The following is a 24,781-nucleotide window of genomic DNA, read 5'->3' as shown; positions in this document are numbered from 1 at the left end:
TTGGGGTGAAGTCGTAACAAGGTATCCCTACCGGAAGGTGGGGATGGATCACCTCCTTTCTACGGAGTTTATTTCCGAATATCACTTTGAACCATTCAGGAGTGTCATGTTTCGCCTTTAGTTTTCAGGGAATACGAAAAACCTCTTTATTACTCATATGAGTAATAAAGAGGTTTTTTACTATTTATCTCAATCCTTTGACCACTCCCCATGCGTAAACGCAGGGGATTCTTGGGTAATCCCGTCCACTGACAGGAAGTTGACCAGGCTAACCCCGTGAGCCCCACGGTTAAACAGTTTGAGTTGCTACGTCACAGGCCAGACCTACTGCTTGGTTTTCGCTTTTCAGTCTAGCCAGTCCATACACATAGCATTTTACGTGCAAGGTGATTGGCTTGCACAACCCTATATGCTATCCACTTGTCAAGGAACAACTAACTGTATTTTAACAGTGGACCATTTGGTTGTAAATATTTTTCTGAAAACATGTCGGACTTGCGAGAAGGCTAATGCCTCCTTCGTCCGACGCTCTCTCTCATCCCCATAGCTGAAGCTAGGGGTTTTCTCGCTCGCTTTTTATAAAAACCTTATTTCTATATATTTGTTTAATATATATTATTATTAAAAATATGAATTACAGAATATTGACTAATTGATTGTTTTGCATTATTATAAAGTACAAGATTAGCGATGTCATTAAATCAATGAAATTTACTAAAATGCTGAGTAATTCATGGGTGTTATGGATGATTGAGATGATTGAATAGAGTCATTACTGATTGATTTATGTAGAATATTACCTTAAATTCCCCAAATAGAACATAAGCAAAAGAGTTTTTCGTTTGATTTTGTAAATATTTGAAGGTGATTCCGTATAAATAAAAATAATGTTGAATGGGAGATAATTCGCCAGGATCGTTTTATCTCTCAAAGAAAAGCTTCATTTGGTTGCTTAAACTCTGTTGATCGGAGTTTCAAGGCGCCGTAGAAATAAGAGGGAAGGCTCTTTGCTCCTCTATTTCTGCTGCGTCTTTTTTTATATAAAAAATCAAAAATAAGTAAAATCCAGGGGGAATAGGTAATGGAAAAATTATCGACATGGCGTACAGCAACATTGGGTTTTCAACATGTATTGGCAATGTATGCCGGTGCCGTAGTGGTACCGCTCATTGTTGGACCAGCGATCGGTATGACACCCAGTCAGATTGCATTTTTGATTTCCATTGACTTTTTAGGATGTGGAATTGCTACATTAATTCAGGTAGTGGGTGGAAAGCATTTTGGTATTCGATTGCCTGTTGTATTGGGATGTGCATTTCAGGCTGTAGCACCCATGATCGCGATTGGAAAATCACAAGGCATACCTGCCATATATGGGGCTATCATTGGAGCAGGTATATTGGTGATGTTATTATCCCAGTTTTTTGGAAAGATATTGAGGTTTTTCCCACCAATTGTAACGGGTTCAGTGGTCATGATTATTGGTTTGAGTTTGATTCCAGTAGCAGTCAAAAATGCAGCAGGTGGCGAAGGCTCTCTTACATTTGGTAGTATTGAGAACTTGATTTTGGCAGCCATTACATTAGTCATTGTGATTGCGATCAATCGTTTATTCAAAGGTTACATTCAGGCGATTGCAGTGCTTCTTGGATTAATTTTTGGTACCATTGTTGCTGCTTTTATGGGAAAAGTTGATTTTAAACCTGTTGCTGAAGCAGGTTGGTTTCATATCGTACAGCCATTTTATTTTGGGTTTCCAGAGTTTCATATCTCCTCGATTTTGGCATTAACTTTAGTGGGAATTGTCAGTATGATTGAAACGACAGGTGTTTTTATGGCTTTAGGAGAAGTGTGTGAGAAAAAATTAAGCCCAGCCGATATTAAAAAAGGACTGCGTGCGGAAGGAATGGCACAGGTTGTAGGAGGTATTTTTAATTCATTTCCTTATACCTCGTTTTCACAGAATGTTGGTCTGGTTGCTTTAACTCGAGTGAAAAATAACAAGGTGGTTATTGCAGCGGGCATTATTCTGATTCTTTTGGCTTTATTGCCAAAAGTGGCAGCTATTACGACTCTGATTCCCAATCCAGTATTGGGCGGAGCCATGATTCCAATGTTTGGAATGGTTTGTTCCTCAGGAGTTCGGATGCTATCAAAAGTAGATTTCCGTCAAAACGAAAATTTGCTGATTATCGCTTGCTCAGTAGGGGTAGGTTTGGGAGCAGCGGTTGTCCCCCAACTGTTTAGTGGATTACCTGAAGGTGCCCGCCTCTTTTTTGAAAACGGAATCGTTGTTGGAAGTATGACAGCAGTGATTTTAAATATTGTATTTAACCGTGGAAAAAAAGCGCAGAAAACAGAAAATATGGAATTGGAGAGCATGATTAATGAACAACTGGAAACAGCGGATGGACAAGGAACAGCCAAGTAAAACGGTAGGGGAACGTAGAAAAGAAGAATAAATGAAAAGGGCTGACGGAGAAGAAATAGCGATCAGGATAGATCCTGACAACGGTTAGCAGAAGCTGAAAAATTCAATCATATTTTAAGAATCTCATCGCTCAATTGGAGATAGGGACTAAGGGGTAAGACCTTAGTCTGCTTTTATTTTGTTTTTTGCTTAGCAACATAATCAGTTCTTTACTATTTTGATTATGGTTTTAAAGCTCTTATGGCTTTTGTTCCGTTTTTTCAGCTCATGACATAACCCGTAACATGTCCAATATATTTTTCTGTTGTTATCATATTCACATGAAAAACCAAGCGCAATTGTTGTTAGGAACAGGTTATTAAAGGTATTATTATCCATATTATTAAGAATATTTAGTATAATTATCTGGCTATTGACGATTTCGTTCTTTTCTTCTAATATAACCTATAACAAGATCTGAATTGACAAAATGAAGCACATATATCGAAAATAAATAGAAAAATAATTGTTGACAATAAAGCTAGTTCAACATATAATCAGTAAAAAAGAACAGTAAATAAAACAGTTTGAAAAAAATAAACAATGAATATAAAAGCGAAGAAGAGGAAAAGTAGGAGAAGGTCTTGATGCACAGAGAGCTGTCCCTAGGCTGAGAGGACGGACATCATCCTTCTTCGAACGTCGCCTTGGAGCTTTGTTCCTGAAAGGGAGCGATCCCAAGTAAGGAAACAACGGAGTGGTTCACGTTAAAGGACTAAAGTCCAGGTAGGACTGCTTGGACTTGGTGAGTCTGCTTTTCGCGAGAAAGGCAGAGAAGCTGAGTGGTACCGCGAGAACTCTCGCCTCAGCAAAGTAAACCACACAATGGGTGTGTTTGCTTGTTGAGGCGAGAGTTTTTTATAAGCCATGAGATTGGTCAAATGGCTTGAATCCGCTTTCATAAAAGCGGGAGCTCTCATCGGTTTTGAAAAAGTCAGCAATCAGGTGGATAACCTGTATTCTGTAGCAATCAATTTATTCATAATCATCCGACTATATGCAATATACTGAATAAACGAAAATAGATAAAAGCGAAGAAAAGGAAGAGTAGAAGAAGGCACTGATGCACAGAGAGCTGTCCCCAGGCTGAGAGGACGGACGTCATCCTTCTTCGAACATCGCCTTGGAGCTGTACTCTTGAAAAGGAGTTCATCCTGAGTAGAGGGATAACGGAGTGGTCCACGTTAAAGGGCTAAAGTCCAGGTAGGAACTGCTTGGACTTGGTGAGTCTGCTTTTCGCGAGGAAGGCAGAGAAGCTGAGTGGTACCGCGAGAACTCTCGCCTCAGCAAAGTGAAGCACATAATTGGAGTGTGTCGTGTGCGTTTACTTGTTGAGCGAGGGTTTTTATTTTTACTCATCTTGGTATCTGGATCAGAGGGGAGAATGGTCATGAAAGAATATTTGGTCTACATCAATGGAGAATTCGTACCACGGAGTAAAGCGGTTGTATCAGTGTTTGATCACGGGTTCTTGTATGGAGATGGAATTTTTGAGGGAATTCGCAGTTATTCAGGAAATGTCTTTTGTTTAAAAGAACATGTGAAGCGGCTCTATGAATCTGCCAAATCCATTTTGCTAACCATTCCAATGACGCCTGAAGAAATGGAACAGGCAATTGTAGAAACACTTCAACGAAATGATCTGGCTGATGCTTATATTCGTGTTGTTGTATCAAGAGGTCCTGGGGATTTGGGATTGGATCCAAGAAGCTGTACCAGACCCAATGTCATTATTATTGCCGAAGCATTAGCGTTATTTCCACAGGAGCTGTATGAAAAAGGATTACGAATTGTAACGGTACCGACCCGACGCAATATTCCAGATGCATTAAATCCAAAGATCAAGTCGCTTAACTATTTAAATAATGTACTGATTCGGATGGAAGCAACCCAAAGTGGTGTGATGGAAGCTTTAACACTCAATCAAGAAGGATATGTATGTGAGGGGTCTGGTGATAATGTTTTTATTGTGAAGAATGGGAAAATTTTGACTCCGCCGACTTATCTGGGAGCATTAGAAGGCATTACCCGCAATGTTGTCATTGAACTGTGCGAACATTTAGGTATTAGTTGTAAAGAAGAGCCATTTACTCGTCATGATGTCTATGTGGCGGATGAAATTTTCTTGACTGGAACAGCAGCTGAGATGATTCCTGTGGTAGAAGTGGATTCCAGAATCATTGGTGATGGAAAACCGGGGCCAGTGACCAAAAGATTGATTGAAGAGTTCCGTAAATTGACCAAAGTCAGGGGAACCAAGGTACCAGGTCTTAGCCCACTATCTGCTTAAACTGAAAGGATGTGAGCGGAGTGGAAATGATCACAAAGCAAAAAGCGAATACGATGACGGGTGCAAGCATGGTGGTTGAAACGCTGAAACATTTGGGAGTGGATACGGTTTTTGGTTATCCTGGTGGGGCGATTCTCCCCATTTACGATGCCCTTTACAATAGTGACATCGAACATATTCTAACCCGTCATGAGCAAGCTGCGATTCACGCAGCAGAAGGATATGCACGAGCGACAGGTCGAGTGGGGACGGTAATGGCAACGTCGGGACCAGGAGCAACCAACCTGGTAACTGGCATTGCAGATGCGTTTATGGACTCCATTCCCATTGTTGTCATCACAGGTCAGGTAGCCAAAAGCATGATTGGTACAGATGCATTTCAAGAAGTGGATGTGATTGGGATCACCATGCCAGTCACCAAATACAGCTATCAGGTTCACGATACCAAAGAGCTGCCACGTGTGTTGTGTGAAGCTTATCATATAGCGAGAACCGGAAGACCAGGTCCAGTCGTGATAGATATACCCAAAGATGTGTCCAGTCAAACAGCACCATTTGAACTTCCTGAAGAATTGGATCTGCCTGGTTATCAAGTAAAGACAGAACCGGATCTTCAGCAGATTGAAAAGATTCGTGAAGCCATTCATCAAGCCAAGCGCCCACTGTTGTATATTGGTGGGGGGGTGATTCATGCTGAAGCTGCAGCAGAAATAAGAGAATTCGTAAGAGAAACAGGCATACCGGTTACTTCTACACTGATGGGACTGGGAGCATATCCACCAGATGATCCTCTGTTCATAGGAATGCTGGGCATGCACGGAACCTATTCCGCCAATATGGCTGTCTATCACTCGGATCTGCTCATCGCTTGTGGAGTTCGCTTTGATGATCGGGTAACAGGGAAGTTAGAGCGCTTCTCACCTCATTCGAAAAAAGTGCATATCGATATTGATCCGGCTGAAATTGGCAAAAATGTCGTGATTGACTATCCGTTGGTTTGCGATGTAAAAAAGGCACTTCAGGCTCTGTTGGTTCATCCGCCACATCCAGATTGTGGGGAATGGGTAAGACAAGTACAGACATGGTATCACGAATATCCGCTCTCTTATAAGCAGGAAAACAATACGGGAATCAAGCCACAGTATGTGATTGATTGTTTGAGCAGGCTCACTGACGGAAAAGCGATTGTGACCACAGAAGTTGGTCAACACCAGATGTGGGCAGCGCATTTCTATAAAGCGAAAGAACCGCGGACATTTATTACTTCAGGTGGTTTGGGAACGATGGGATTTGGTTTCCCGGCGGCGATGGGAATACAGATCGCAAAACCGGAAGCAACGGTCATTTGCATTGCTGGTGATGCTTCTTTTCAGATGAATCTTCAGGAACTGCAAACGGTAGCGGAACGCCGTTTGCCTGTAAAAATACTGGTAATCAACAATAACTTTATGGGTATGGTTCGACAATGGCAAGAAATGTTTTATGAGAACCGCTTGTCCGAATCAAAAATCGGAAATCCTGATTTTGTGCAGGTGGCTGAAGCTTTTGGAATCAAGGGACTTCGGGCAACCAAACCGGAAGAAGTGGAAGCTGTGATAAAAGAAGCGCTTGATACTCCTGGCCCTGTCGTTGTGGATGTTGTGGTCGAAGAGGAAGAAAATGTATTTCCGATGGTACCTCCAGGTAAAGGCAATGATGAAATGCTGGTTAAGGGGTGGGACGAGTGATGAGACATACGGTGGAATTGCTCATGAAAAATAAAACAGCCGCATTGTCGAGAGTGCTTGGTTTGTACACCCGGCGAGGAATGAAAATTGATCATCTGACATTTGATGAGTTGGAAGATCAAGAACTTTCTCGCATGTCCATTACAATGGAATGTGATCCAGGATCACTGGAAAATATGGTTAGACTCTTAAATAAACAAATTGATGTGCTCCATGTGCAAAAAGTTTAACATAAATAGTCAGACCAAAGGTAAGATTACCAATCATCAGAGCAATATGAGGAGGAGATCAAAATGAAAATGTATTATGACAAAGATGTAGATATGAGTGTATTAAATGGGAAAACAGTTGCAGTCATTGGTTATGGATCACAAGGACATGCTCAGGCACAAAACTTGCGTGATTCAGGTGTTCATGTCGTCATCGGTCTACGGAAAGGAAAATCATGGGAACAGGCGGAAGCGGATGGATTTGAGGTAATGACCGTTCGAGAAGCTGCGAAAGTAGCTGATATCCTGCAGATCCTGATCCCCGATGAGCATCAGGCCAAAACTTATCGCGATGAGATTGCCCCGGAATTGCGCCCTGGACAAATGCTGATGTTTTCTCATGGATTTAACATTCACTTTGGACAAATTGTTCCTCCTGAAGATGTGGACGTTGCCATGGTCGCTCCAAAGGGACCTGGTCATTTGGTACGGCGCGTATTTGTGGAAGGTGGAGGCGTTCCAGCTTTGCTTGCTGTTCACCAGGATGCGACTGGAAAAGCGAAAGAGCTGGCTCTCGCTTATGCCAAAGGAGTAGGTGGAACACGTGCAGGTGTGTTTGAAACTACCTTCCGTGAAGAAACAGAAACCGATCTTTTCGGTGAGCAGGCTGTCTTATGTGGTGGTGTCAGTGCTCTGGTGAAAGCCGGATTTGAAACATTGGTAGAAGCAGGTTATCGCCCGGAAATCGCTTATTTTGAGTGTTTGCATGAGTTGAAATTAATCGTGGATCTCATGTATGAAGGCGGACTGTCCCGCATGCGCTATTCCATTTCCGATACTGCAGAATTTGGAGATTATGTAACAGGTTCACGCATCATCACGGAAGAGACGAAAAAAGAAATGCGCAAAGTCCTTTCTGAAATCCAACAAGGTGAGTTTGCGAAGAAATGGATTCTGGAAAATCAGGCTGGACGTCCATCCTATCAGGCAATGAAACAGCGGGAAGCGAACCATCCGATTGAACAAGTTGGTAGAGAGCTGCGCGAAATGATGAGCTGGATCAAGAAATAAACCATTTCGTTTGCGGAGGATGGAACGATATGAGCGAACCAGTCACAGTGAGCAAGGTTACAGTCGAAGATATAGTCCTGGCCAATCATCTCTTGAAAGATGTGGTAACGAAGACACCTCTCATGAAAAATCCCTTGCTATCGGAGCGATATCATTGTCAACTCTATCTGAAACGGGAAGATTTGCAAATTGTGCGTTCATTTAAAATCAGGGGAGCTTACCATTTTATCCGAAATCTGTCGCCAGATGAACGAAAGAATGGGATTGTGTGTGCAAGTGCCGGGAATCATGCGCAGGGGGTCGCTTACTCCTGCCAACATCTGAAAATTCATGGCAAGATTTTTATGCCAACAACGACACCGAGCCAGAAAGTGTCGCAAGTGAAATTGTTTGGTGGATCTTATGTGGAAGTGATTTTGACAGGTGATACATTTGATGATGCTTTTCAGGAAGCGATGCGTGTTTGCAAACAAGAGAACATGACGTTTGTTCACCCATTTGATGAACCTGACGTGATTGCCGGACAAGGCACGGTCGCGATGGAAATCATGAATGAGATGACGGATCCGATTGATTATATCTTTGTCAGTATTGGCGGAGGAGGATTGGCTGCTGGTGTAGGGACTTATGTCAAAGGCATAAGTCCCTCTACCAAAGTCATCGGTGTTGAACCGGCTGGAGCTCCAGGAATGAAGCGAACATTGGAGCAAGGAGAAGTTGTTACGTTGCATCAAATTGACAAGTTTGTCGATGGGGCTGCTGTAAAACAGGTGGGAAGGCTTACTTCAGAGATTTGCAGAGAAGTGCTTGATGATATTGTGGTTGTCCCCGAAGGAAAAGTGTGTACGACCATCCTGGAACTGTATAACGAAAATGCGATTGTGGCAGAACCCGCTGGCGCTTTGCCGATTGCTGCATTGGATGAGTATCGTGAGCAAATCGCGGGCAAAAACGTTGTATGTATTATCAGTGGTGGCAATAACGATATTGACCGGATGCAGGAGATCAAGGAGCGTTCTTTATTATATGAAGGACTGAAGCATTACTTTATCATCAATTTTCCACAACGGGCAGGCGCTTTGCGAGAGTTTATCAATCAGGTTCTGGGGCCGGATGATGACATTACCCATTTTGAATACACCAAAAAGAATAATCGGGAAAAAGGGCCTGCACTCGTAGGGATTGAGCTCAAACATAAAGAGGATTATCACGGGTTGATCCAGCGGATGAAGCAACATCATATTCAATATATTGAAGTCAACAAGGATTCAAATCTATTCCATTTGCTTGTCTAGCCAGTAAAGAGTTGGAATCAGGTGGGAGGAAACAACATGAAAAAGATGCGAAGCGATATCATTAAACGTGGTTTCGATCGGGCGCCTCATCGCAGTTTGCTTCGGGCGACAGGTGTCATCCAGGATGAATCCGATTGGGATAAGCCGTTTATTGCCATTGCGAATTCATATATTGATATTATTCCAGGGCATGTCCATCTGCAGGAATTCGGGAAATTGGTCAAAGAAGCAGTTCGGGAAGCAGGAGGCGTGCCGTTTGAATTTAATACCATCGGTGTTGATGATGGCATTGCGATGGGACATATCGGAATGCGTTACTCTCTGCCAAGTCGGGAATTGATTGCTGATTCCATCGAAACGGTCGTTTCCGCTCATGCTTTTGATGGGCTTATTTGTATTCCGAACTGTGATAAAATTACCCCTGGGATGATCATGGCCGCATTGCGGGTCAATATTCCAACGATCATCGTGACGGGCGGACCGATGAAAGCCGGTAAAACCCAAGATGGACGCTCCATTTCCCTGGCATCTGTCTTTGAAGGTGTTGGAGCCTATCAAGCCGGTAAAATTACGGAAAAGAATCTGGAGGAGCTCGAAAAGTATGGCTGCCCGACTTGTGGTTCTTGTTCCGGAATGTTTACAGCGAATTCAATGAACTGTTTAGCGGAAGCAATTGGTCTGGCCTTGCCTGGAAATGGAACCATTTTGGCTGTGTCCGAAGAAAGAAGAGAGTTGGTGAAACGAGCGGCTAAACAAATAATCAAACTGATTGAGATGGACTTAAAGCCGCGAGATATTGTTACGGAAAAAGCGATTGATAACGCATTTGCGTTGGATATGGCCATGGGTGGATCCTCCAATACCGTGCTACATACCTTGGCGATCGCCAATGAAGCAGGACTCGATTACTCTCTGGACAGGATAAATCAGGTAGCAGAACGTGTACCGCACTTGGCTAAAATTAGCCCGGCGTCGGAATATCATATTGAAGATGTACATGAAGCTGGAGGGGTCTCCGCTATTTTACATGAGCTCAGTAAAAAAGAAGGGGCCCTTCATCTGGACACGATGACAGTCACTGGTAAAACATTGGGAGAAAATATCGCAGGGTGTGAGACCAAGAATAAAGAAGTCATTCGTCCGCTTGAAAATCCTTATTCCGAAAAAGGCGGACTTACGATGTTGTTCGGAAATCTCGCACCTGATGGTGCTGTTATCAAATCGGGAGCCGTACAAGGCGGGATCAAACGTCACGAAGGCCCTGCCATTGTATTTGACTCCCAGGAGGAAGCTTTGGAAGGGATTGCTAATGGCAAGGTAAAAGAAGGTCATGTGGTCATTATCCGTTATGAAGGTCCAAAAGGTGGTCCGGGTATGCCGGAAATGTTGGCACCTACTTCCCAAATTGTCGGTATGGGATTGGGAACAAAAGTGGCATTGGTTACAGATGGCCGTTTTTCGGGAGCAACCAGAGGAATCAGTGTGGGTCATGTTTCGCCAGAAGCGGCTGAAGGAGGGCCTATTGCCTTTGTTCAAGATGGAGATATTGTTGTGATTGATATCGAAGAGAGAAAATTGGAAGTCAAAATCTCACCAGAAGAAATGGAACGTCGCCGGGCAGAGTGGCCTGGCTTTGAACCGAAAGTGAAAACAGGCTATCTGGCTCGTTATTCGAAACTGGTCACATCAGCAAGTACAGGTGGAATCCTGAAAATCTGATGATAATCCCGTAACCATAAAGGGTTACGGGTTTTTTTGTGATGAAATATATAAAACATAACCTGCTTTTCTGATATTCCTCTGACAAACCGATGTTATATTTAAGATAAGATTTCCGAAAACAGGGGAAGGAATGTGAGGATGAGCGGAAAAAGTATTTGGCAAAATCGTATTTTTGTGCGCTTGTTTTCTGCATACACGATTTCCATTATCGGTGAGTTTATGGACTTTTTTGCGATTTCAGTGATTGTTGCTTATCATTGGAAAACGAGTCCGCTTCTGATTGGACTCATTCCTGTAGCTTTTGCTTTACCAGGGATTTTATTCAGCTCATGGGCAGGTGTATTTGCAGATCGAAAAGATAAACGTCGAATATTGATCGCCGTTGATTTATTGGTTGCCTTGTTAACCATCGGAATTGTATTTGTCCCGAACATCTATATCCTTTATCCGGCCATTTTGATCCGCGCAACGTGCAGTGTCTTTTTTATGCCAGCCCAAATAGCTTTGACAAGACGGGTTGTAAGCGACGAACAGTTAGTGCAAGCAACTTCTTTAAATGGAATGGTTGGAGAAATTGGGAAAATTATCGGTCCACTTATTGGTGGAGCGTTGATTACCATTTTGCCTCCACAGGGACTGTTGATAATCAAAGCAGGGATGAGTCTATTAGCTGCTTTCATTTTGTTTAGTATTGGAAAAATAAAAGAAGATGCCATAGAGGATTTAAAATCAGAAGAAAAGAAACAAAGTTTTTGGCAATCATGGAAAGAAGGTTGGAATATTGTTCTTTTTAGTCGTTTGCTGTTTGTAACGATTCTTTATGGTTTTCTCGTCATGACGGTCATTCAATTGATTGAAAGCCAATTTTCTGTACTGTTCCGTGAATTGTTTCCACAAGATCCTGGTTTAATGGGCTGGACGATTGCAACGATAGGAGCCGGAGGTGTCGTTATCACTCTTTGGATGCAGAAAATGCAACATTTGCGTTATGGTTGGGCGCTAGGTGGGGGCATTACTTTTATGGGAATAGGAATTATGGGTGTGGCAATGATTTTATCCAGTCCTTCCATCATATTGGTATTATTAAGTGCATTCGTGGTTGGTATCGGGGTTGGTATTTTCTTTGTTTCTTATAATGTGATCTTGCAAAAAGAATCAGCTCCTGAAGTAGTGGGACGAGTATTTGGTATTCAAAATAGTCTGGTCCGTCTGTCATATATAGTTTCCCCATTACTTGGAGGAAGTTTGGTTCAATGGATCGGTGTAGTAAAAGTCTATTTCTTTGTTGGTGTTCTTTTATTTGCCATAGGTTGTTTAGCGATTGGCTTGCGAAATATCATCTGGAATCAGTCTGATAAACCAATAGTCAGTCACCAAAAAAACATTGCCAATAAATAAGGGTATAGAGTATATAGTTGTACGTACCACATCCTCATGACTGGTATGGTACAGGTAGCTGTCAACCTGCACACGATATATTGTCGCTTTAAGGTAGAAGTTAAAAGAGGCTTGTACTACTGGATAGACACTAGTAAAACGGAAAAAGAGAACCGGCATATAACGGGAACTTTATCAACGGGTCAAGCTGAGTATCCGAATTATTTGGATACTCTTTTTTTATAGAATGTTTTTCTGTTGTTAATAAAGTCTTTTAGAAAAGATCAAGTAACTTTACGAATAAAATATGCTTCTCTTCCTAAACTACAAAGTTTAAAATATGCATAGATAAAGATGTGGTACAATCAATTCAAAGTTCGATTTTTGCATCGCAATGCTTTGTTAGTATAAAAGGGGGGCCTGCATGTTACATTTTAATACGAATCAATATGTCGTTCGATTTCGAACAGAAGAAATAAAATTGCTCCCTAAAGAATTTCGGCTATTACACTTTCTTTTTCAACATAAAAATCAAACGTTTTCCCGGGATCAATTGCTTGATTATGTCTGGGAGAACGAAGGTGAACCAACGGATCGAACAGTGGATGATCATATTTACCGACTTCGAAAGAAGTTGAAAAAGTGGGATCATTTCATTTGGATTGAAACGGTTCGAGGAGTAGGTTATCGACTGATTATGAACCAACCGAGAATGATGCCAAATCCTTCTCTTTATAATCCTGAAATTGAGAAACATATGATTCATTTATTATCTAATTATTTGATGCATGGTCAAGGAGAAGCTGTGCGGATCTTGATCGAAAACCAGGAAGCTTTGGGATACCGAATTCCTCATGAATATTTTATTTTATATAAATTGAATCAAGGAGATATAGATTGGTTACTGTATGATGTTCAGATAGAACAAATGCCCTTGGAAGAACGATTATATTTTATTGTCACGATTTACTATGTTGTTCAGAAGCAAGTAGAGAAGACTCTTTATTATATGGATCAAATATTTGCAAGGAAGTTAGTACCCAAGCGGTTTCCTTTATCATTAGAAGCTTTAAGATTTTTATCTTTAGTGGAAGCAGGGGACATGGAAAAAGCAGTGAAACAAATCACTGCCATTAGTCATAGAGCCAATCAAGAAAATTTAGAGAAGTGGAGAATTCCTCTCTCTTTGTTAGAAATGATCCCACTATTAATTTCGCATAATAAGAAAAAATTAAAGAGACAAAGAAAGAAAGTCCATCATTTTCTAAAAGAAAGGACAAAACAAGATCTTCACGAGTTAGCGTTATATCACTTATTGGAAGGGATCAATTTATTGATTCATCAAAACGAACATGAAGGAAAAAAATGGATTAATCGTGGCTGGGAAATTGCCATACAGTCCCAAATGCTTTCGGTCAAGATTTCTTTCCTGCGGATTCTCTTGCTATTGTGTCGAATGTGTATTCACTGTGAAGAAATCGAATCTGAATATCAGAAAAAATGGAATGATTTAGAAAAGGAATATCAATTTGAAGAAATCAAGAAGAAAGCTGAGCAAAAAATAAAGGATTACCTCAATCAGCCGCTATCTGCTGCTGAAAATAGAGCTGTGTAATGATTGCTTATACCTTGGAAGCAAAATTCCAGGGGCTAAGTTTTTTCATACGGTATGAAAAAGGCTTCTATTTTAAGTGAAGGAAGGGGAGTGTTCAACCATGGAGTAAGTGTTGATTCAAAAATGACAAAGTGGCTTGCCAGGCAGTTTCAATCGCTTTTGCAGCGTGCTCTTTGGTAAGTGCTGGGTGATCAATGTATGGCGGCAAGTATGGAATTGAGAAGACGTGGCTTGCATGTGCAAAAGATAAGTGCTTGACTTCAAAAGGATAAGAATGCTCTTCAAGTATCTGGGTCATGGTTTGGCACATCTCGTAAGAAGGCCAGGTAGCATCGGTTTGGGTGGAGATCAGCAGGATTGGACAGTTTGCTTTTTCGATGGGAATTCTTGCTTGCTTAATCTGCTGCTCCGTTGCTTGCAAGAAGGCTTGTTCATGAAGTTCACGTAGTGAAAGAGGATTTTTCCAATTGGTGAAATCGATATCTGTTTCTGGGTAAGGAATAAAGGTGACGGGCTTTTCGTTGTATGACCAGGAAGATTGATGGAGTCCTCTACCCATACTAAACCCAGCAAAGACATGAGAAGAGGGAACGAAGCTAACGATTGCTTTTACATTGGACAGAAAGCGTGAGGCGAGCAAAAGAGATAGTTCTCCACCTTTGGAAATTCCTACAAGACCGATTTTATCTTGAGTCTCTGGTTGTTTTTTGATCCAATCTGCTGCTTGCATAAAATAATTGAGTGGGATTTCAGTGAATTGACTTGGAAGTCCATGTTTTCCTTCATAATCCAGATAAGCAAGTGCAAGTGTAGCATATCCTTTGGAAGCGAGTAAAGAAGCTACTTGTTCGGACCAGTATAATCCTCCTGGAGAACCTCCCATAACAAGAAGAGTGGGAAGGTTTTCTTTATGTCTAGGTCGGAAGTACTTTCCAACAAAAGGGTTTTCAATGATTGAAACTTCCACATCTTCCGAAACAAATTCGACCAGAAAGGTTTGTTCAGCTACGATTTGATGATTTGCTTTTAATTGAAACGTGAAACTTTGTGGTTTTGTACTTCCTTTTATAAAGTAGGGCGGACCTTGTTTGGGTTGTTGTAAGGTCATGGACCAAAACATTCCCATCGAATCAGATGATGTGTAAGATCCTTGGATTGGAGAAGATAGTGATAGATCTATCTGCCCTTCTTGATCTGTCATAAAGACCGCATGGGATGACCAGATCCGGCCAAAATCATCGAGTGTTTGGGCATGGAGTTCGACTTCTTGATGGGGTAAACATCCTGAAAGAACGATATTTATTTTTTCATCGATCATGGTTGTTTTTCTTAATATTTGGATTTGAGGTCTCATGCTATTTTCCTCTCTTCTTTTGTTTTAAAAACAGGAGGAGAATGTTTCCTCCTGTTCATTTTTTCTTATGATTCATTTTTTTAACAAGTTGAGTGATAAAGGGTAGATCAAACGGAAGCATTTCCATATATGACTGAGTTAATGCCCTGATTGTTTCAACAGGGATTCCATCGTTGGCCAATTGTTGGCTAAAGTGCTTTTTAGCACTCTGTTTTCGCATGTAAACATCCATGAGACGAATACCGAGTTTGGTAGCAATATGGAAAGAAAATAAAAGGATTTGAAGACATGGGATTACAAGACGTAATAGATTCATACAAGTCGATCCTTCTTATTCTTTCTATTTATTGGTTTTATCGGCTCTGAATTGCAAGCTACTCATCATATCTTTTAACGAAATCATATAGTCTTTAGTCATTTTTAGGGCTATGTCCTGAGGAATCCCCGAATCAACTAGCTCCTTGTAAAGACTGCCTACCGCTTTTCCGATGTTGCTGGCTGCTTCTGGCGAATAAATACTTTGAATGATGCCAGTAATCAGTTGAGGGAGTTTTTTCGAGGTGATATCCAATAATTCGGAAATCTCTTTAGCAGAATAGTCATACTGATTTTGATGGTTTGTCATCATTTTAACCTCCATATCATAATCCATGATCTTTTAGAAGAGGATTTAACGCTTGCACATGCTTTTCCATAATCAATGAGACAATGGTTTGAAAAATCAATAGGGGTGATGGATTTTCCAGGATGAGATGAAATATGGATGGAAAAGCATTCAGGCATTTTTCTTGATCAGTTTCGATTTGTTTTACAATGGCTTGCAGTAATTCATTTTTGAAGTCTGTGCTTGGCTGTATATCAAATCTTTGAGCTGATTGTTGCAATTGGATAAAAAAGGCGAAATCTTGTATGCAATCTGTACAAGTAGTAAGATGTGAAAAGATCTCTACTTTTTGGCAGGAATCGAGGCTTCCATTAACAAGCCAAGGAAGCAATGATTGGATATCTGTGCATTTATGAATCATGCTCGACCCTCATTTCTAGTAAGTGCACTTTTAATTTTTTCTTTAAGTGATAAACCCGACTTTTGACAGTGCCTTCAGGTATGCCGAAATGACGGGCTACTTCTTTATAGAGAGTCCTTGGATAAGCACGAGATAAGTGAGTTCTTTGTAAATGGGTTCTAATGAGTCGAGAGCAATATCGATCCCGATGTCTTCAACGATCTGTTCAGTAAAGTCACGTTTCATGATACTGCTGTCATCTTGATTTTCATCTAGCAAAACTTCTTGTCGCTTGTATCTGGCTCTTAATTTATCCATCATTTTGTTTCTGGCGATGCTAAAAACCCAAGCAGCTACAGAAGAGTGGCCGGAGAATTGTCTGGCGTTTTTCCAGATGGCTAGAAAAACTTCTTGAGTGATGTCTTTAATCATAAATTCATCCGATAGGCGAAGCCGAAGATAAGCGTATAGTTCGTTGACAAAATCATGATACAGTTTTTCGAATGAAGCGACATGGCCTTCAGCGATTTGCTTAAGCCATTGTTTTCGGAGCTGCTCTTTTTCTATTGCGCCAGTATCTGAAAAACCATCCTGATCATTCCCTTCTGTGTCCTACTGAAGAGCTCTTCAATTAATTAGTCGTCCAAAAGAAAGAAAAGGTTCAAAAGAATCGATAAAAAAAAGCGAGGATTATATCTCCTTTGATTCTAAACCGATGCTTAGAAGTGGTTTCAGGCAGGATTGCTATTTTGATAGCTTCGATTAAGAACGTAACAAAATGAGACCATTGTTTTTTAACAAAAAGCGATAGTTTATTTTATTGCGAAAATGTATCATAAATAAATAGATTTAATAATTATGAAACGTAGTTAGTGTAAGTTTAATTAGCAGTTCAGTCGAATGAATTGATTTTATTATGATAAACAATAAGCTAGATAAAAAATAGTGGTCAATGCTGAGTAGCGTTGGGAGTGAGTAAAATGGAAAAAGTAAAGATGACAGAGAATCTATATTTTTCAAGAATTATACAAGGTTTTTGGAGATTGGCTGAATGGAAGATGAGTGATCAAGAGTTATTAACATTTATCGAAAATTGTATGGAGATGGGAATTACTACCTTTGATCATGCCGATATATACGGAAATTATACTTGTGAATACTTATTTGGTCGTGCACTGAAGCAAAAATCAGTGTTACGCCATCAAATACAATTGGTAACCAAATGTGGGATCAAACCCATATCCGATGAATACCCTGAGCGATATGTCGTACATTATGATACAAGCAAAAATCATATCATCCAAAGTGTCGAACAATCATTAAAAAACTTTGGTACAGATTATATCGATGTCGTATTAATTCATCGTCCAGATCCATTCATGAATCCAGAAGAAGTAGCAGAAGCGTTTACGCAATTAAAAAAAGAAGGCAAAGTATTATATTTTGGCGTTTCAAATTTTTTGCCATCGCAGTTTCATATGTTGAGTTCCTATTTGGACTTTCCATTGGTAACCAATCAAATTGAAGTCTCTGTCATACAGTTGGAGCACTTTGAAAAAGGTACGATTGATCTTTGTCAAGAAAAGCGAATCGCTCCCATGGTATGGTCTCCGCTTGCAGGAGGAAAGATTTTTACATCAGAGACGGAACAAGCTATCCGTCTTCGGGCGACACTAAAGAGAGTTGCCAGGGAGATAGGAGCGAATTCGATTGACCAGGTTATGTATGCCTGGTTACTTGTTCATCCAGCCAAACTACTTCCTATTGTCGGTTCTGGCAAACTCGAGCGTGTACAGGTAGCAGTCGAATCAGTCAAACTGCAAATGGATCGTCAGCAATGGTTTAGTATTTTAGAGAGCTCGAAAGGTCATCCTGTACCATAAAATCGATTATCGATATTTCTTTGTCTTCGCAAAAAAATAGATCTGCCTGCTGATCCATACGTAAACAATAGAAAATGATAAAATGAAATATAAATCGTTTTGTAGGTGGGAGAAGAATTGCCTGAACAAAGTTTTCTACACAGAAACCGATCGTTCACCTTCGTCATTGCATCCATGTTTCTATCAAGAATTGGCGATGCCATTATGACAGTAGCAGTATTGTGGGCGGTCTATGCGGAGACAAAATCCGCTTTGGCTCTGTCTGCAGTCACTGTGTTACAGACAGTCGCTTTTATTTTCTCTTCTATTTATATTGGAGCCAAACTGGATCAGTTGGATACGAAAAAATATATGATTTTAGCGCATTTATCGAGTGGGATCATTGTATTTCTGTTAGCATTTAGTTGGCATTTTGAATTTTATCGCTTGGGTTTTTTATATCTTTTTGTTTTTTTGCTTGCTGCTACTTCAGCGGTTGTCCCTTCCAGCTATCAGATTGTCATCAAGAAAATTGTTGATGAACGGGATCTGGTAACGGCCAATAGCTGGTTGGTGATGGGAAGAGATATTTCGAATTTGGTGGGATTATTGCTAGGAGGTTCCATTGTAGCGATACTGGGAACGACTTTTGCATTTGTGGGCAATGCCATTTCTTTTGTGTTGGCCGCTATTCTTGTCTTGTTTGCACGTATTCCTTTTATTCCGCCGAAAAAGGAAAAGGAAACGGTAGGTTTAATCAAAGAAATGATCAGCTATCTTTGGCATTCCAATGTTTTGCTTAAGCAATCGCTCTGGTATGTTGTCATGATTAACTTTGTTTTAACACCGATCAACATGTTGATGACGATGATTTCAGAGCGTTCCTCTTTTCAATCGATGGGCTTGGGAATCATGGCCGGTTGTTTAGCGTTAGGCTCATTGACGGGTGCTCTGTTTTCCAGAAAAGTTGCGGATCGTTTTCAACATATCTCGATCATCCCCATTCTCATTACACTAGCGGCGTTGTTTAGCTTTTTGCCCGTCGTTTTGTCTCATTTGTGGCTGATTGGTTTGATCCCTCTTTATTTTTGTGGAATTTGCTTAAGTTTGTCTCTTATTATTTCCAATACCTTTTTCACTAAAAATACAGATACAGATATGATGGGAAGAATCAGCAGTTTTCGATCCATAGCTGTCCGGGTGCCACCGCCACTCGTCAGCGTCATGTTTGGAGCGCTAGTATCCTTATTGGGGATCACTGCAGCCACGTTGATTGTTCAATTGACCGGGGCAACCCTGTCATTTGCGATTTTGCTTTGGTATCGAAAGCGGGTGGAAAATCCATCTAACGTATAACCAGGAAAGGCCTTGGAGTGTGTATCTGCCCCAAGGTCTTTCCTGATTTTGAAAGAGTTCGCGGTTTAAAAAAAGGATAGTAACATCCTGACTGTTAGCCGTCTGACATCGATCAGCGGCTTTTTTTTAATGCGATTTCTTTTTGAGCAGTTTGGTAAACCGTTTGGTAGACGAGCTCGCCGATTGCTTGCCCTAATGGACTGGATACACCGGCATATTCGTGTACATAATCCCCTATTGGCTGTTGGGTGACAGCAATCGCTATGGCATCGGTGTTGGTGCCGGTCGCAATGTGCCCATCACGATCCATTATGCTTAAATCCTGTAAGGTAGCTGATTTGGCTTCTGTTGCTGTAATGACTGCATTTACCATCGCGGATAATGTTACATTTCCATCTATCAAGATTATTAAATTGATCGTTCCCGGAGGACAATATGTATAGATGGGGCCTGGTTTACCGGCACGTGTGGCATTTCCCAGACCGACTGTTGCCCAAACAGCAAGGCGAAAGGTGCTTTGCTCTTGAACTTGACAGGTTCCCAGTTCAATATGGGCAGCCGTAAGAAGGGCAACCGTATCCTGAGGATTCCAATGATGTTCTCGGAGCCACTTCTTTGTCTCTTCTTTGGGATCCTGAGGGCAATAGGATTTGGGAACATATCGATTGACAATGGTGGTTGCGTAATTTGGCGCGATAATCGCACTGGTCAGGATCTGTAAAGGTTTTGCAGAGTGAATGGCGAGATATTCCGTCGAAGACTCAAAATGAATGGGCCAGTCCTATTTTAACATACAGGATGCAAACTTAACCAACATGATTTTTATAGAAAGCGGACAGACTGAGTAAGAGAGTTCAGCGGGAAGGATGGAGGATGAATCCATGAATGAGGAACAACGAAATCAGTTAAAACAACAGTTACTGAACGAGAAAGAGCAATTGGAGAACAGAGTGAATCGCAATCATCATTATGGAATGGAATCAGGGATGAATGATTCAGTCGGTGAGCTTTCTGGATATGACAATCATCCAGCTGATTTGGGGACAGAAATGTATGAGCGTGGGAAAGATTTGGCCTTAAGTCATGCTGATGAGCGTCATATTCGCGAAATTGAAGAAGCGTTAAAGCGGATGGAAAACGGAACTTACGGTTATTGCCTGGGATGTCACCAAGAAATTCCCTTTGAACGTCTGGAGGCCATTCCTACAACTGCCTATTGCAAAGAGCATTCGCCAGAACAGACTTCTTCTATCCAACGACCGATTGAAGAATATGCCATGGAATTTTATCAGCATAAATTTATGGATCATAGTGATTATAATGGCTATGATGGGGAAGATGCCTGGCAAGAAGTGGAACAATATGGAACATCCAATCCTCCTGATTATTTCCAGGACGGGGAAAGCTATAATGAGCTGACCATTGATCATAATGAGCAACGAGGGTATGTCGATTTGGTAGAAGGCTTTTCCATTACCGACTTTGACGGGCATACGGATGAGATTACAGAGATTACGCATAATGAGGCGTATCGTTTAAAAGATCATGAGGAGAAAAAAGAAAGATAATTTGGCAAGCGAAGGGGTTCTTTTTAGAGAACGGGATTTCGACGGAAAGGAACCCCAGCTCCCAATCTGTTCGATGTCTGCACTTGTCCCTCTTTGCTTGTTTCGTGGACTTGCCTATGCTACAATCAGGTGGAAAAAGTCGGACTGTTTAGAGGAGACAGGAGGAAGAGGTTTGCGTTATCTTTTTGTTTCGTTGGCGATTTTGGTTTTGGATCAATGGACAAAATGGTTGGTTTTGAAGAACATGCATTTTGCAGAATCGATTCCGGTCATTGATGGCTTTTTCTATATTACCTCTCACCGAAATCGAGGAGCCGCTTTTGGGATTCTTCAAAATCAACAGTGGTTATTTATTATCATTACCTTATTTGTAATCGGGTTTATTCTATATTATCTATGGAAGGGCAAAGAGGAACATCTACTGATGCCTGTGGCCTTGTCGTTGGTGCTTGGGGGAGCAGTAGGGAATCTGATTGATCGTGTTCGTTTTCAAGAAGTGGTTGATTTTATCCACTTCCAATTTGGTTCGTATACGTTTCCGCTTTTTAATATCGCAGATTCAGCGATTGTAATTGGTGTCATTTTACTGATGATCTTTATCCTGAAGACCCCTCCATCCGATGAAAAGAATGTGACAGAAGCGAGGGACTCCTGATGGAAGAGCAATATGAGGAATATTCGTGGCACGTGGATGCAGAATGGGCTGGAGAACGCTTGGATAAAGTGGTGACTTCTTATCACAGTGAATGGTCCAGGGTGCGCGTACAAGACTGGATTAAACAAGGCTTGGTGCAAGTAGACCAAAAAGTGCGCAAGGGGAATTATCGGGTCAAAGAAGGCGAACTTATCGAAGTGTTTGTTCCGCCGATCGAAGAATTGGATGTGGTCCCCGAAGAGATTCCGCTTGATATTCGTTATGAAGATGACGATGTTCTAGTGGTGAATAAACCAAAAGGCATGGTGGTGCACCCTGGACCAGGCAATCCTTCAGGGACATTGGTAAATGCTTTATTGGCCCATTGCAAAGGCCAGTTATCCGGTATTGGTGGAGTGGCACGTCCAGGAATTGTTCATCGGATTGATAAAGACACATCTGGCCTGCTTATGGTTGCCAAAAACGATGTAGCCCATCATTCATTGGTGGAACAATTAAAAGAGCATACAGTTGAACGGCTATATGTTGCCATTGTACATGGTATCATACCGCATCAGCATGGAACGGTTGATGCGCCGATTGGAAGAGATCCTCATCATCGTCAACGAATGGCGGTGGTCAAAAACGGAAAGCATGCCGTTACCCATTTTTCCGTACGCGAGCGTTTTAAGGATACAACTTTAATTGAATGTCGCTTGGAAACAGGACGGACACATCAAATTCGTGTACATATGAAACACATTGGTTATCCTCTGGTCGGAGATCCTGTATATGGGCCGAAGAAAAATCCCTATCCAATCGAAGGCCAGGCACTGCATGCCCAGGTGATTGGCTTTACTCATCCACGAACAGGGGAATGGATTCGGATTGAAGTGGAACCTCCTGAAGACTTCCAACGACTTCTGGATCTGTTGCGAAAAAAATCCAATCCATGATCACATTTTGATTTGACATTTGGATTCAATTAGGGCATAATACATCTAGTTGCATATGGAACCTTTAAATCCAGTCCCGTGAGGCTGGCAAGGGCGCGGTTTAATCGAAGAAAGCAATTGGTATATCGATCAGGGTCAAGCTGTATCTTTTGATATGACAGCTACTCTTGGTGTACAGTGCTTCTTGTCCAGTCACGGATAAGAAGCTTTTTTTATACCAAAAGAAAGGAATGGGATCATGGCAGCAGCTGGTAAAGTGATTCTGGATGAAGCAGCCATTCGCCGGGCTTTAACCCGGATTGCGCATGAGATTATTGAACGAAATAAAGGTGTTGATAATTGTATTCTTGTCGGAATCAAGACCAGAGGCATTTTCCTCGCCCAGCGATTGGCTGAACGCATTCATCGGATCGAAGGAGTGGAAGTGCCAATCGGTGAACTGGATATTACCCTGTATCGTGATGATCTGACAGAAAAAAGCTCTCAACCACAAGTCAAAGAAACACAGGTTCCAGATATCCGCGGGAAAAAAGTCATTTTAGTCGATGATGTATTATATACGGGACGAACTGTGCGAGCGGCGATGGATGCGCTCATCGATCTTGGGCGTCCACAGATGATTCAGCTGGCCGTGCTGGTGGATCGGGGACATCGGGAGCTGCCAATTCGCCCGGATTATGTAGGTAAAAATGTGCCCACGTCTAAAAAAGAAGTGGTTTCCGTTTTTGTTACTGAAGTGGACCAAATGGATCAAGTGGTCATTACAACTGGATAACCCTTTTAAGACGGTCCCGTGAGGCCGGCAAAGGGAGAAAAATGGAAGTACTGTCGGGATGAAGTACGCCTCTTTGCCGTGCCTTAGGCAAAGAGTTTTTTTATACCCAAAAAAGGAGATGATGATGGTGAAGCAATCCATCCGTATGGATGTTCATGAAAAGCCGCCTGTTTTGCAGTGGATTTTGTTAAGTGTGCAACATCTGTTTGCCATGTTTGGTGCAACCATATTGGTTCCACTGTTGACAGGGTTAAACCCGGCTGTGGCCTTGATGTCAAGTGGAATCGGTACTCTTGCTTACCTGATTGTTACCCGAGGTAAAATTCCGGCTTATCTGGGTTCATCATTTGCGTTTATTGTCCCGATCATTACCGTATCTCAAGGCGGGCAAAAGTTGGGCGAGGCCCTGTTTGGCTGTTTCTTGGTCGGTTTGATGTACGGAGTGGTAGCCCTTATGGTTTATCGTTTTGGTGTCAAATGGCTGGACAAACTGCTTCCACCAGTCGTCATTGGCTCGATTGTGATCGTCATCGGTTTGGCGCTGGCAGGAACGGCAGTTGATATGGCAAGCAAAAAAGATGTGGTTCAGGCCCTGCCGAAAACGGCAGTTGAGCTCCAGAATTTGCCCGGAAGTATTAAAAGTGTGGATCCTGCGCACGAAACAGTCACGTTGAAAGTATATTCGCTCGAACATTTCGGTGTTGCATTGGCGACCTTGGCGATTAGCATCATTTCCTGCCTGTTCTTCCGTGGTTTCTTACGGATCATACCGATTTTGGTGGGCATCATTGGTGGTTATATCATCGCTTATTTTGTCGGACTGGTCGATCTTACTCCGGTTGCGCAAGCGAAGTGGTTTGAGATTCCGAAATGGACAACACCCACGATTTCATGGAGAGCAGCCATCGTTATTGTTCCGGTTACCCTGGTTGTTTTAGCTGAACATGTTGGACACTTGCTTGTTACCTCAAACATTATGGAACGGGATTTGGCGAAAGATCCGGGTCTGCACCGCTCATTGCTGGGGGACGGTCTGGCAACAGTCATTGCCAGCTTAATCGGTGGACCGCCTGCCACAACGTACGGTGAAAACATTGGTGTGATGGCGATTACTCGGATTTTCAGTGTATTTGTGATCGGTGGAGCGGCGGTGATGGCGATTGCATTCTCCTTCATCGGTAAGCTGTCTGCTTTACTTCAGACCATTCCCACACCCGTAATGGGGGGAGTTTCCATCTTGCTGTTTGGAATCATCGCTTCAGCGGGTTTACGCACTTTGATCGAAAATCAGGTTGATCTGACCAACCAGCGGAATATGGTGATTGCAGCGGTTGTGCTGGTGATCGGAATTGGTGGTGCCGTACTGAAACTGGCAGATATTCACTTGGAGCTGGAGGGAATGGCTCTGGCGACCATTGTAGGAATTCTCCTGAACCTGATTTTGCCTGGAAAAGAGCCTGGTGAACTCAGGCAAACTACAACAGAAATCGGTTGAT

The 24,781-nt window shown here is 41.9% G+C and carries 21 protein-coding genes, 1 rRNA gene, 1 pseudogene and 2 other annotated features; of the genes and pseudogenes, 17 read left to right on the top strand and 6 right to left on the bottom strand.

Annotated elements, in window-relative coordinates:
• The 10 genes and pseudogenes from BMZ78_RS13525 to BMZ78_RS13480 form a co-directional block, all read left to right on the top strand.
• A 16S ribosomal RNA gene (locus BMZ78_RS13525) occupies window positions 1–59 on the top strand; the annotation flags it as partial.
• Between the two features lie 1,022 nt (window positions 60–1,081).
• Window positions 1,082–2,431, top strand: a complete 1,350-nt coding sequence (locus tag BMZ78_RS13520) for a nucleobase:cation symporter-2 family protein (RefSeq protein ID WP_093230967.1) — start codon at window positions 1,082–1,084, stop codon at window positions 2,429–2,431.
• A gap of 588 nt (window positions 2,432–3,019) precedes the next feature.
• Window positions 3,020–3,281, top strand: a binding site (T-box leader).
• 214 nt (window positions 3,282–3,495) lie between these two features.
• Window positions 3,496–3,759 (top strand) — a binding site (T-box leader).
• A gap of 101 nt (window positions 3,760–3,860) precedes the next feature.
• Window positions 3,861–4,760, top strand: coding sequence for a branched-chain-amino-acid transaminase (gene ilvE, locus BMZ78_RS13515; RefSeq protein ID WP_093230976.1), 900 nt, complete (start codon window positions 3,861–3,863; stop codon window positions 4,758–4,760).
• Between the two features lie 26 nt (window positions 4,761–4,786).
• Complete coding sequence (gene ilvB / locus BMZ78_RS13510; RefSeq protein WP_093230975.1) at window positions 4,787–6,487, top strand: acetolactate synthase large subunit; 1,701 nt, start codon at window positions 4,787–4,789, stop codon at window positions 6,485–6,487.
• The gene (ilvN, locus tag BMZ78_RS13505) at window positions 6,487–6,717 is read left to right on the top strand and encodes an acetolactate synthase small subunit (RefSeq protein WP_093230966.1); all 231 of its coding nucleotides are present in this window, start codon (window positions 6,487–6,489) and stop codon (window positions 6,715–6,717) included. Before ilvB ends, ilvN begins: the two co-directional genes overlap by 1 nt.
• 51 nt (window positions 6,718–6,768) lie before the next feature.
• Window positions 6,769–7,767: pseudogene (locus BMZ78_RS13500) on the top strand (ketol-acid reductoisomerase); the annotation flags it as partial.
• Between the two features lie 29 nt (window positions 7,768–7,796).
• Window positions 7,797–9,062, top strand: a complete 1,266-nt coding sequence (gene ilvA / locus BMZ78_RS13495; protein WP_093230964.1) for a threonine ammonia-lyase IlvA — start codon at window positions 7,797–7,799, stop codon at window positions 9,060–9,062.
• A 36-nt stretch (window positions 9,063–9,098) separates the two neighbouring features.
• Window positions 9,099–10,781, top strand: a complete 1,683-nt coding sequence (gene ilvD / locus BMZ78_RS13490; protein ID WP_093230963.1) for a dihydroxy-acid dehydratase — start codon at window positions 9,099–9,101, stop codon at window positions 10,779–10,781.
• A 141-nt stretch (window positions 10,782–10,922) separates the two neighbouring features.
• Complete coding sequence (locus tag BMZ78_RS13485) at window positions 10,923–12,182, top strand: MFS transporter (RefSeq protein WP_093230962.1); 1,260 nt, start codon at window positions 10,923–10,925, stop codon at window positions 12,180–12,182.
• A 403-nt stretch (window positions 12,183–12,585) separates the two neighbouring features.
• A complete protein-coding gene (locus BMZ78_RS13480) occupies window positions 12,586–13,776 on the top strand; it encodes a winged helix-turn-helix domain-containing protein (protein WP_093230961.1) in 1,191 nt (396 codons plus the stop codon).
• Window positions 13,777–13,870: 94 nt separating this feature from the next.
• Here the strand turns inward: BMZ78_RS13480 and BMZ78_RS13475 are convergent, their stop codons facing one another.
• The 5 genes from BMZ78_RS13475 to BMZ78_RS13455 form a co-directional block, all read right to left on the bottom strand.
• A complete protein-coding gene (locus tag BMZ78_RS13475; protein ID WP_093230960.1) occupies window positions 13,871–15,130 on the bottom strand; it encodes an acyl-CoA thioesterase/bile acid-CoA:amino acid N-acyltransferase family protein in 1,260 nt (419 codons plus the stop codon).
• Between the two features lie 340 nt (window positions 15,131–15,470).
• Window positions 15,471–15,758, bottom strand: coding sequence for a hypothetical protein (locus BMZ78_RS13465; RefSeq protein ID WP_139203326.1), 288 nt, complete (start codon window positions 15,756–15,758; stop codon window positions 15,471–15,473).
• Between the two features lie 13 nt (window positions 15,759–15,771).
• On the bottom strand, window positions 15,772–16,155 hold the full coding sequence (locus BMZ78_RS13460) for a hypothetical protein (protein WP_093230957.1): 384 nt from the start codon (window positions 16,153–16,155) through the stop codon (window positions 15,772–15,774).
• Complete coding sequence (locus BMZ78_RS19615) at window positions 16,145–16,237, bottom strand: hypothetical protein (RefSeq protein WP_425263936.1); 93 nt, start codon at window positions 16,235–16,237, stop codon at window positions 16,145–16,147. The genes BMZ78_RS13460 and BMZ78_RS19615 overlap by 11 nt, the downstream gene beginning before the upstream one ends.
• A gap of 14 nt (window positions 16,238–16,251) precedes the next feature.
• Entirely contained in the window at window positions 16,252–16,629 is a 378-nt protein-coding gene (locus BMZ78_RS13455; RefSeq protein WP_245739861.1) for an RNA polymerase sigma factor, read from the bottom strand.
• A 485-nt stretch (window positions 16,630–17,114) separates the two neighbouring features.
• Between BMZ78_RS13455 and BMZ78_RS13450 the strand changes: the two genes are divergently transcribed.
• Entirely contained in the window at window positions 17,115–18,017 is a 903-nt protein-coding gene (locus tag BMZ78_RS13450) for an aldo/keto reductase (RefSeq protein WP_093230955.1), read from the top strand.
• A 117-nt stretch (window positions 18,018–18,134) separates the two neighbouring features.
• Window positions 18,135–19,352, top strand: a complete 1,218-nt coding sequence (locus tag BMZ78_RS13445) for an MFS transporter (RefSeq protein WP_093230954.1) — start codon at window positions 18,135–18,137, stop codon at window positions 19,350–19,352.
• A gap of 112 nt (window positions 19,353–19,464) precedes the next feature.
• Here the strand turns inward: BMZ78_RS13445 and BMZ78_RS13440 are convergent, their stop codons facing one another.
• Window positions 19,465–20,091, bottom strand: a complete 627-nt coding sequence (locus BMZ78_RS13440; RefSeq protein WP_281244574.1) for an adenosylcobinamide amidohydrolase — start codon at window positions 20,089–20,091, stop codon at window positions 19,465–19,467.
• A gap of 142 nt (window positions 20,092–20,233) precedes the next feature.
• On the opposite strand from BMZ78_RS13440, the gene BMZ78_RS13435 reads away from it, so the two are divergent.
• The 5 genes from BMZ78_RS13435 (at window position 20,234) to uraA (ending at window position 24,780) form a co-directional block, all read left to right on the top strand.
• Window positions 20,234–20,920 carry a TraR/DksA C4-type zinc finger protein gene (locus tag BMZ78_RS13435; protein ID WP_175482475.1) on the top strand — a complete coding sequence of 229 codons (687 nt, stop codon included), beginning with the start codon at window positions 20,234–20,236 and terminating at the stop codon, window positions 20,918–20,920.
• Between the two features lie 172 nt (window positions 20,921–21,092).
• The gene (gene lspA / locus BMZ78_RS13430; RefSeq protein WP_093230974.1) at window positions 21,093–21,575 is read left to right on the top strand and encodes a signal peptidase II; all 483 of its coding nucleotides are present in this window, start codon (window positions 21,093–21,095) and stop codon (window positions 21,573–21,575) included.
• Window positions 21,575–22,510, top strand: coding sequence for an RluA family pseudouridine synthase (locus BMZ78_RS13425; RefSeq protein ID WP_093230951.1), 936 nt, complete (start codon window positions 21,575–21,577; stop codon window positions 22,508–22,510). The genes lspA and BMZ78_RS13425 overlap by 1 nt, the downstream gene beginning before the upstream one ends.
• Window positions 22,511–22,748: 238 nt before the next feature.
• Window positions 22,749–23,285: a bifunctional pyr operon transcriptional regulator/uracil phosphoribosyltransferase PyrR gene (gene pyrR, locus BMZ78_RS13420; protein ID WP_093230950.1), complete on the top strand. Its 537-nt coding sequence runs from the start codon at window positions 22,749–22,751 to the stop codon at window positions 23,283–23,285.
• Between the two features lie 127 nt (window positions 23,286–23,412).
• Window positions 23,413–24,780: a uracil permease gene (gene uraA, locus BMZ78_RS13415; RefSeq protein WP_139203325.1), complete on the top strand. Its 1,368-nt coding sequence runs from the start codon at window positions 23,413–23,415 to the stop codon at window positions 24,778–24,780.
• Window position 24,781 lies beyond the last annotated feature (1 nt).

Source organism: Thermoflavimicrobium dichotomicum (genome assembly GCF_900114055.1).
Lineage (GTDB): Bacteria > Bacillota > Bacilli > Thermoactinomycetales > Thermoactinomycetaceae > Thermoflavimicrobium > Thermoflavimicrobium dichotomicum.
The sequence above is the reverse complement of the archived record's forward strand: the minus strand, read 5'-3'. Positions and strand labels throughout refer to the sequence as shown.

Coding starts and splice junctions, on each gene's coding strand:
- BMZ78_RS13520 (WP_093230967.1), top strand. CDS start 1,082: ATGGAAAAATTATCGACATGGCGTACAGCAACATTGGGTTTTCAACAT.
- ilvE (WP_093230976.1), top strand. CDS start 3,861: ATGAAAGAATATTTGGTCTACATCAATGGAGAATTCGTACCACGGAGT.
- ilvB (WP_093230975.1), top strand. CDS start 4,787: ATGATCACAAAGCAAAAAGCGAATACGATGACGGGTGCAAGCATGGTG.
- ilvN (WP_093230966.1), top strand. CDS start 6,487: ATGAGACATACGGTGGAATTGCTCATGAAAAATAAAACAGCCGCATTG.
- ilvA (WP_093230964.1), top strand. CDS start 7,797: ATGAGCGAACCAGTCACAGTGAGCAAGGTTACAGTCGAAGATATAGTC.
- ilvD (WP_093230963.1), top strand. CDS start 9,099: ATGAAAAAGATGCGAAGCGATATCATTAAACGTGGTTTCGATCGGGCG.
- BMZ78_RS13485 (WP_093230962.1), top strand. CDS start 10,923: ATGAGCGGAAAAAGTATTTGGCAAAATCGTATTTTTGTGCGCTTGTTT.
- BMZ78_RS13480 (WP_093230961.1), top strand. CDS start 12,586: ATGTTACATTTTAATACGAATCAATATGTCGTTCGATTTCGAACAGAA.
- BMZ78_RS13475 (WP_093230960.1), bottom strand. CDS start 15,130: ATGAGACCTCAAATCCAAATATTAAGAAAAACAACCATGATCGATGAA.
- BMZ78_RS13465 (WP_139203326.1), bottom strand. CDS start 15,758: ATGATGACAAACCATCAAAATCAGTATGACTATTCTGCTAAAGAGATT.
- BMZ78_RS13460 (WP_093230957.1), bottom strand. CDS start 16,155: ATGATTCATAAATGCACAGATATCCAATCATTGCTTCCTTGGCTTGTT.
- BMZ78_RS13450 (WP_093230955.1), top strand. CDS start 17,115: ATGGAAAAAGTAAAGATGACAGAGAATCTATATTTTTCAAGAATTATA.
- BMZ78_RS13435 (WP_175482475.1), top strand. CDS start 20,234: ATGAATGAGGAACAACGAAATCAGTTAAAACAACAGTTACTGAACGAG.
- BMZ78_RS13425 (WP_093230951.1), top strand. CDS start 21,575: ATGGAAGAGCAATATGAGGAATATTCGTGGCACGTGGATGCAGAATGG.
- pyrR (WP_093230950.1), top strand. CDS start 22,749: ATGGCAGCAGCTGGTAAAGTGATTCTGGATGAAGCAGCCATTCGCCGG.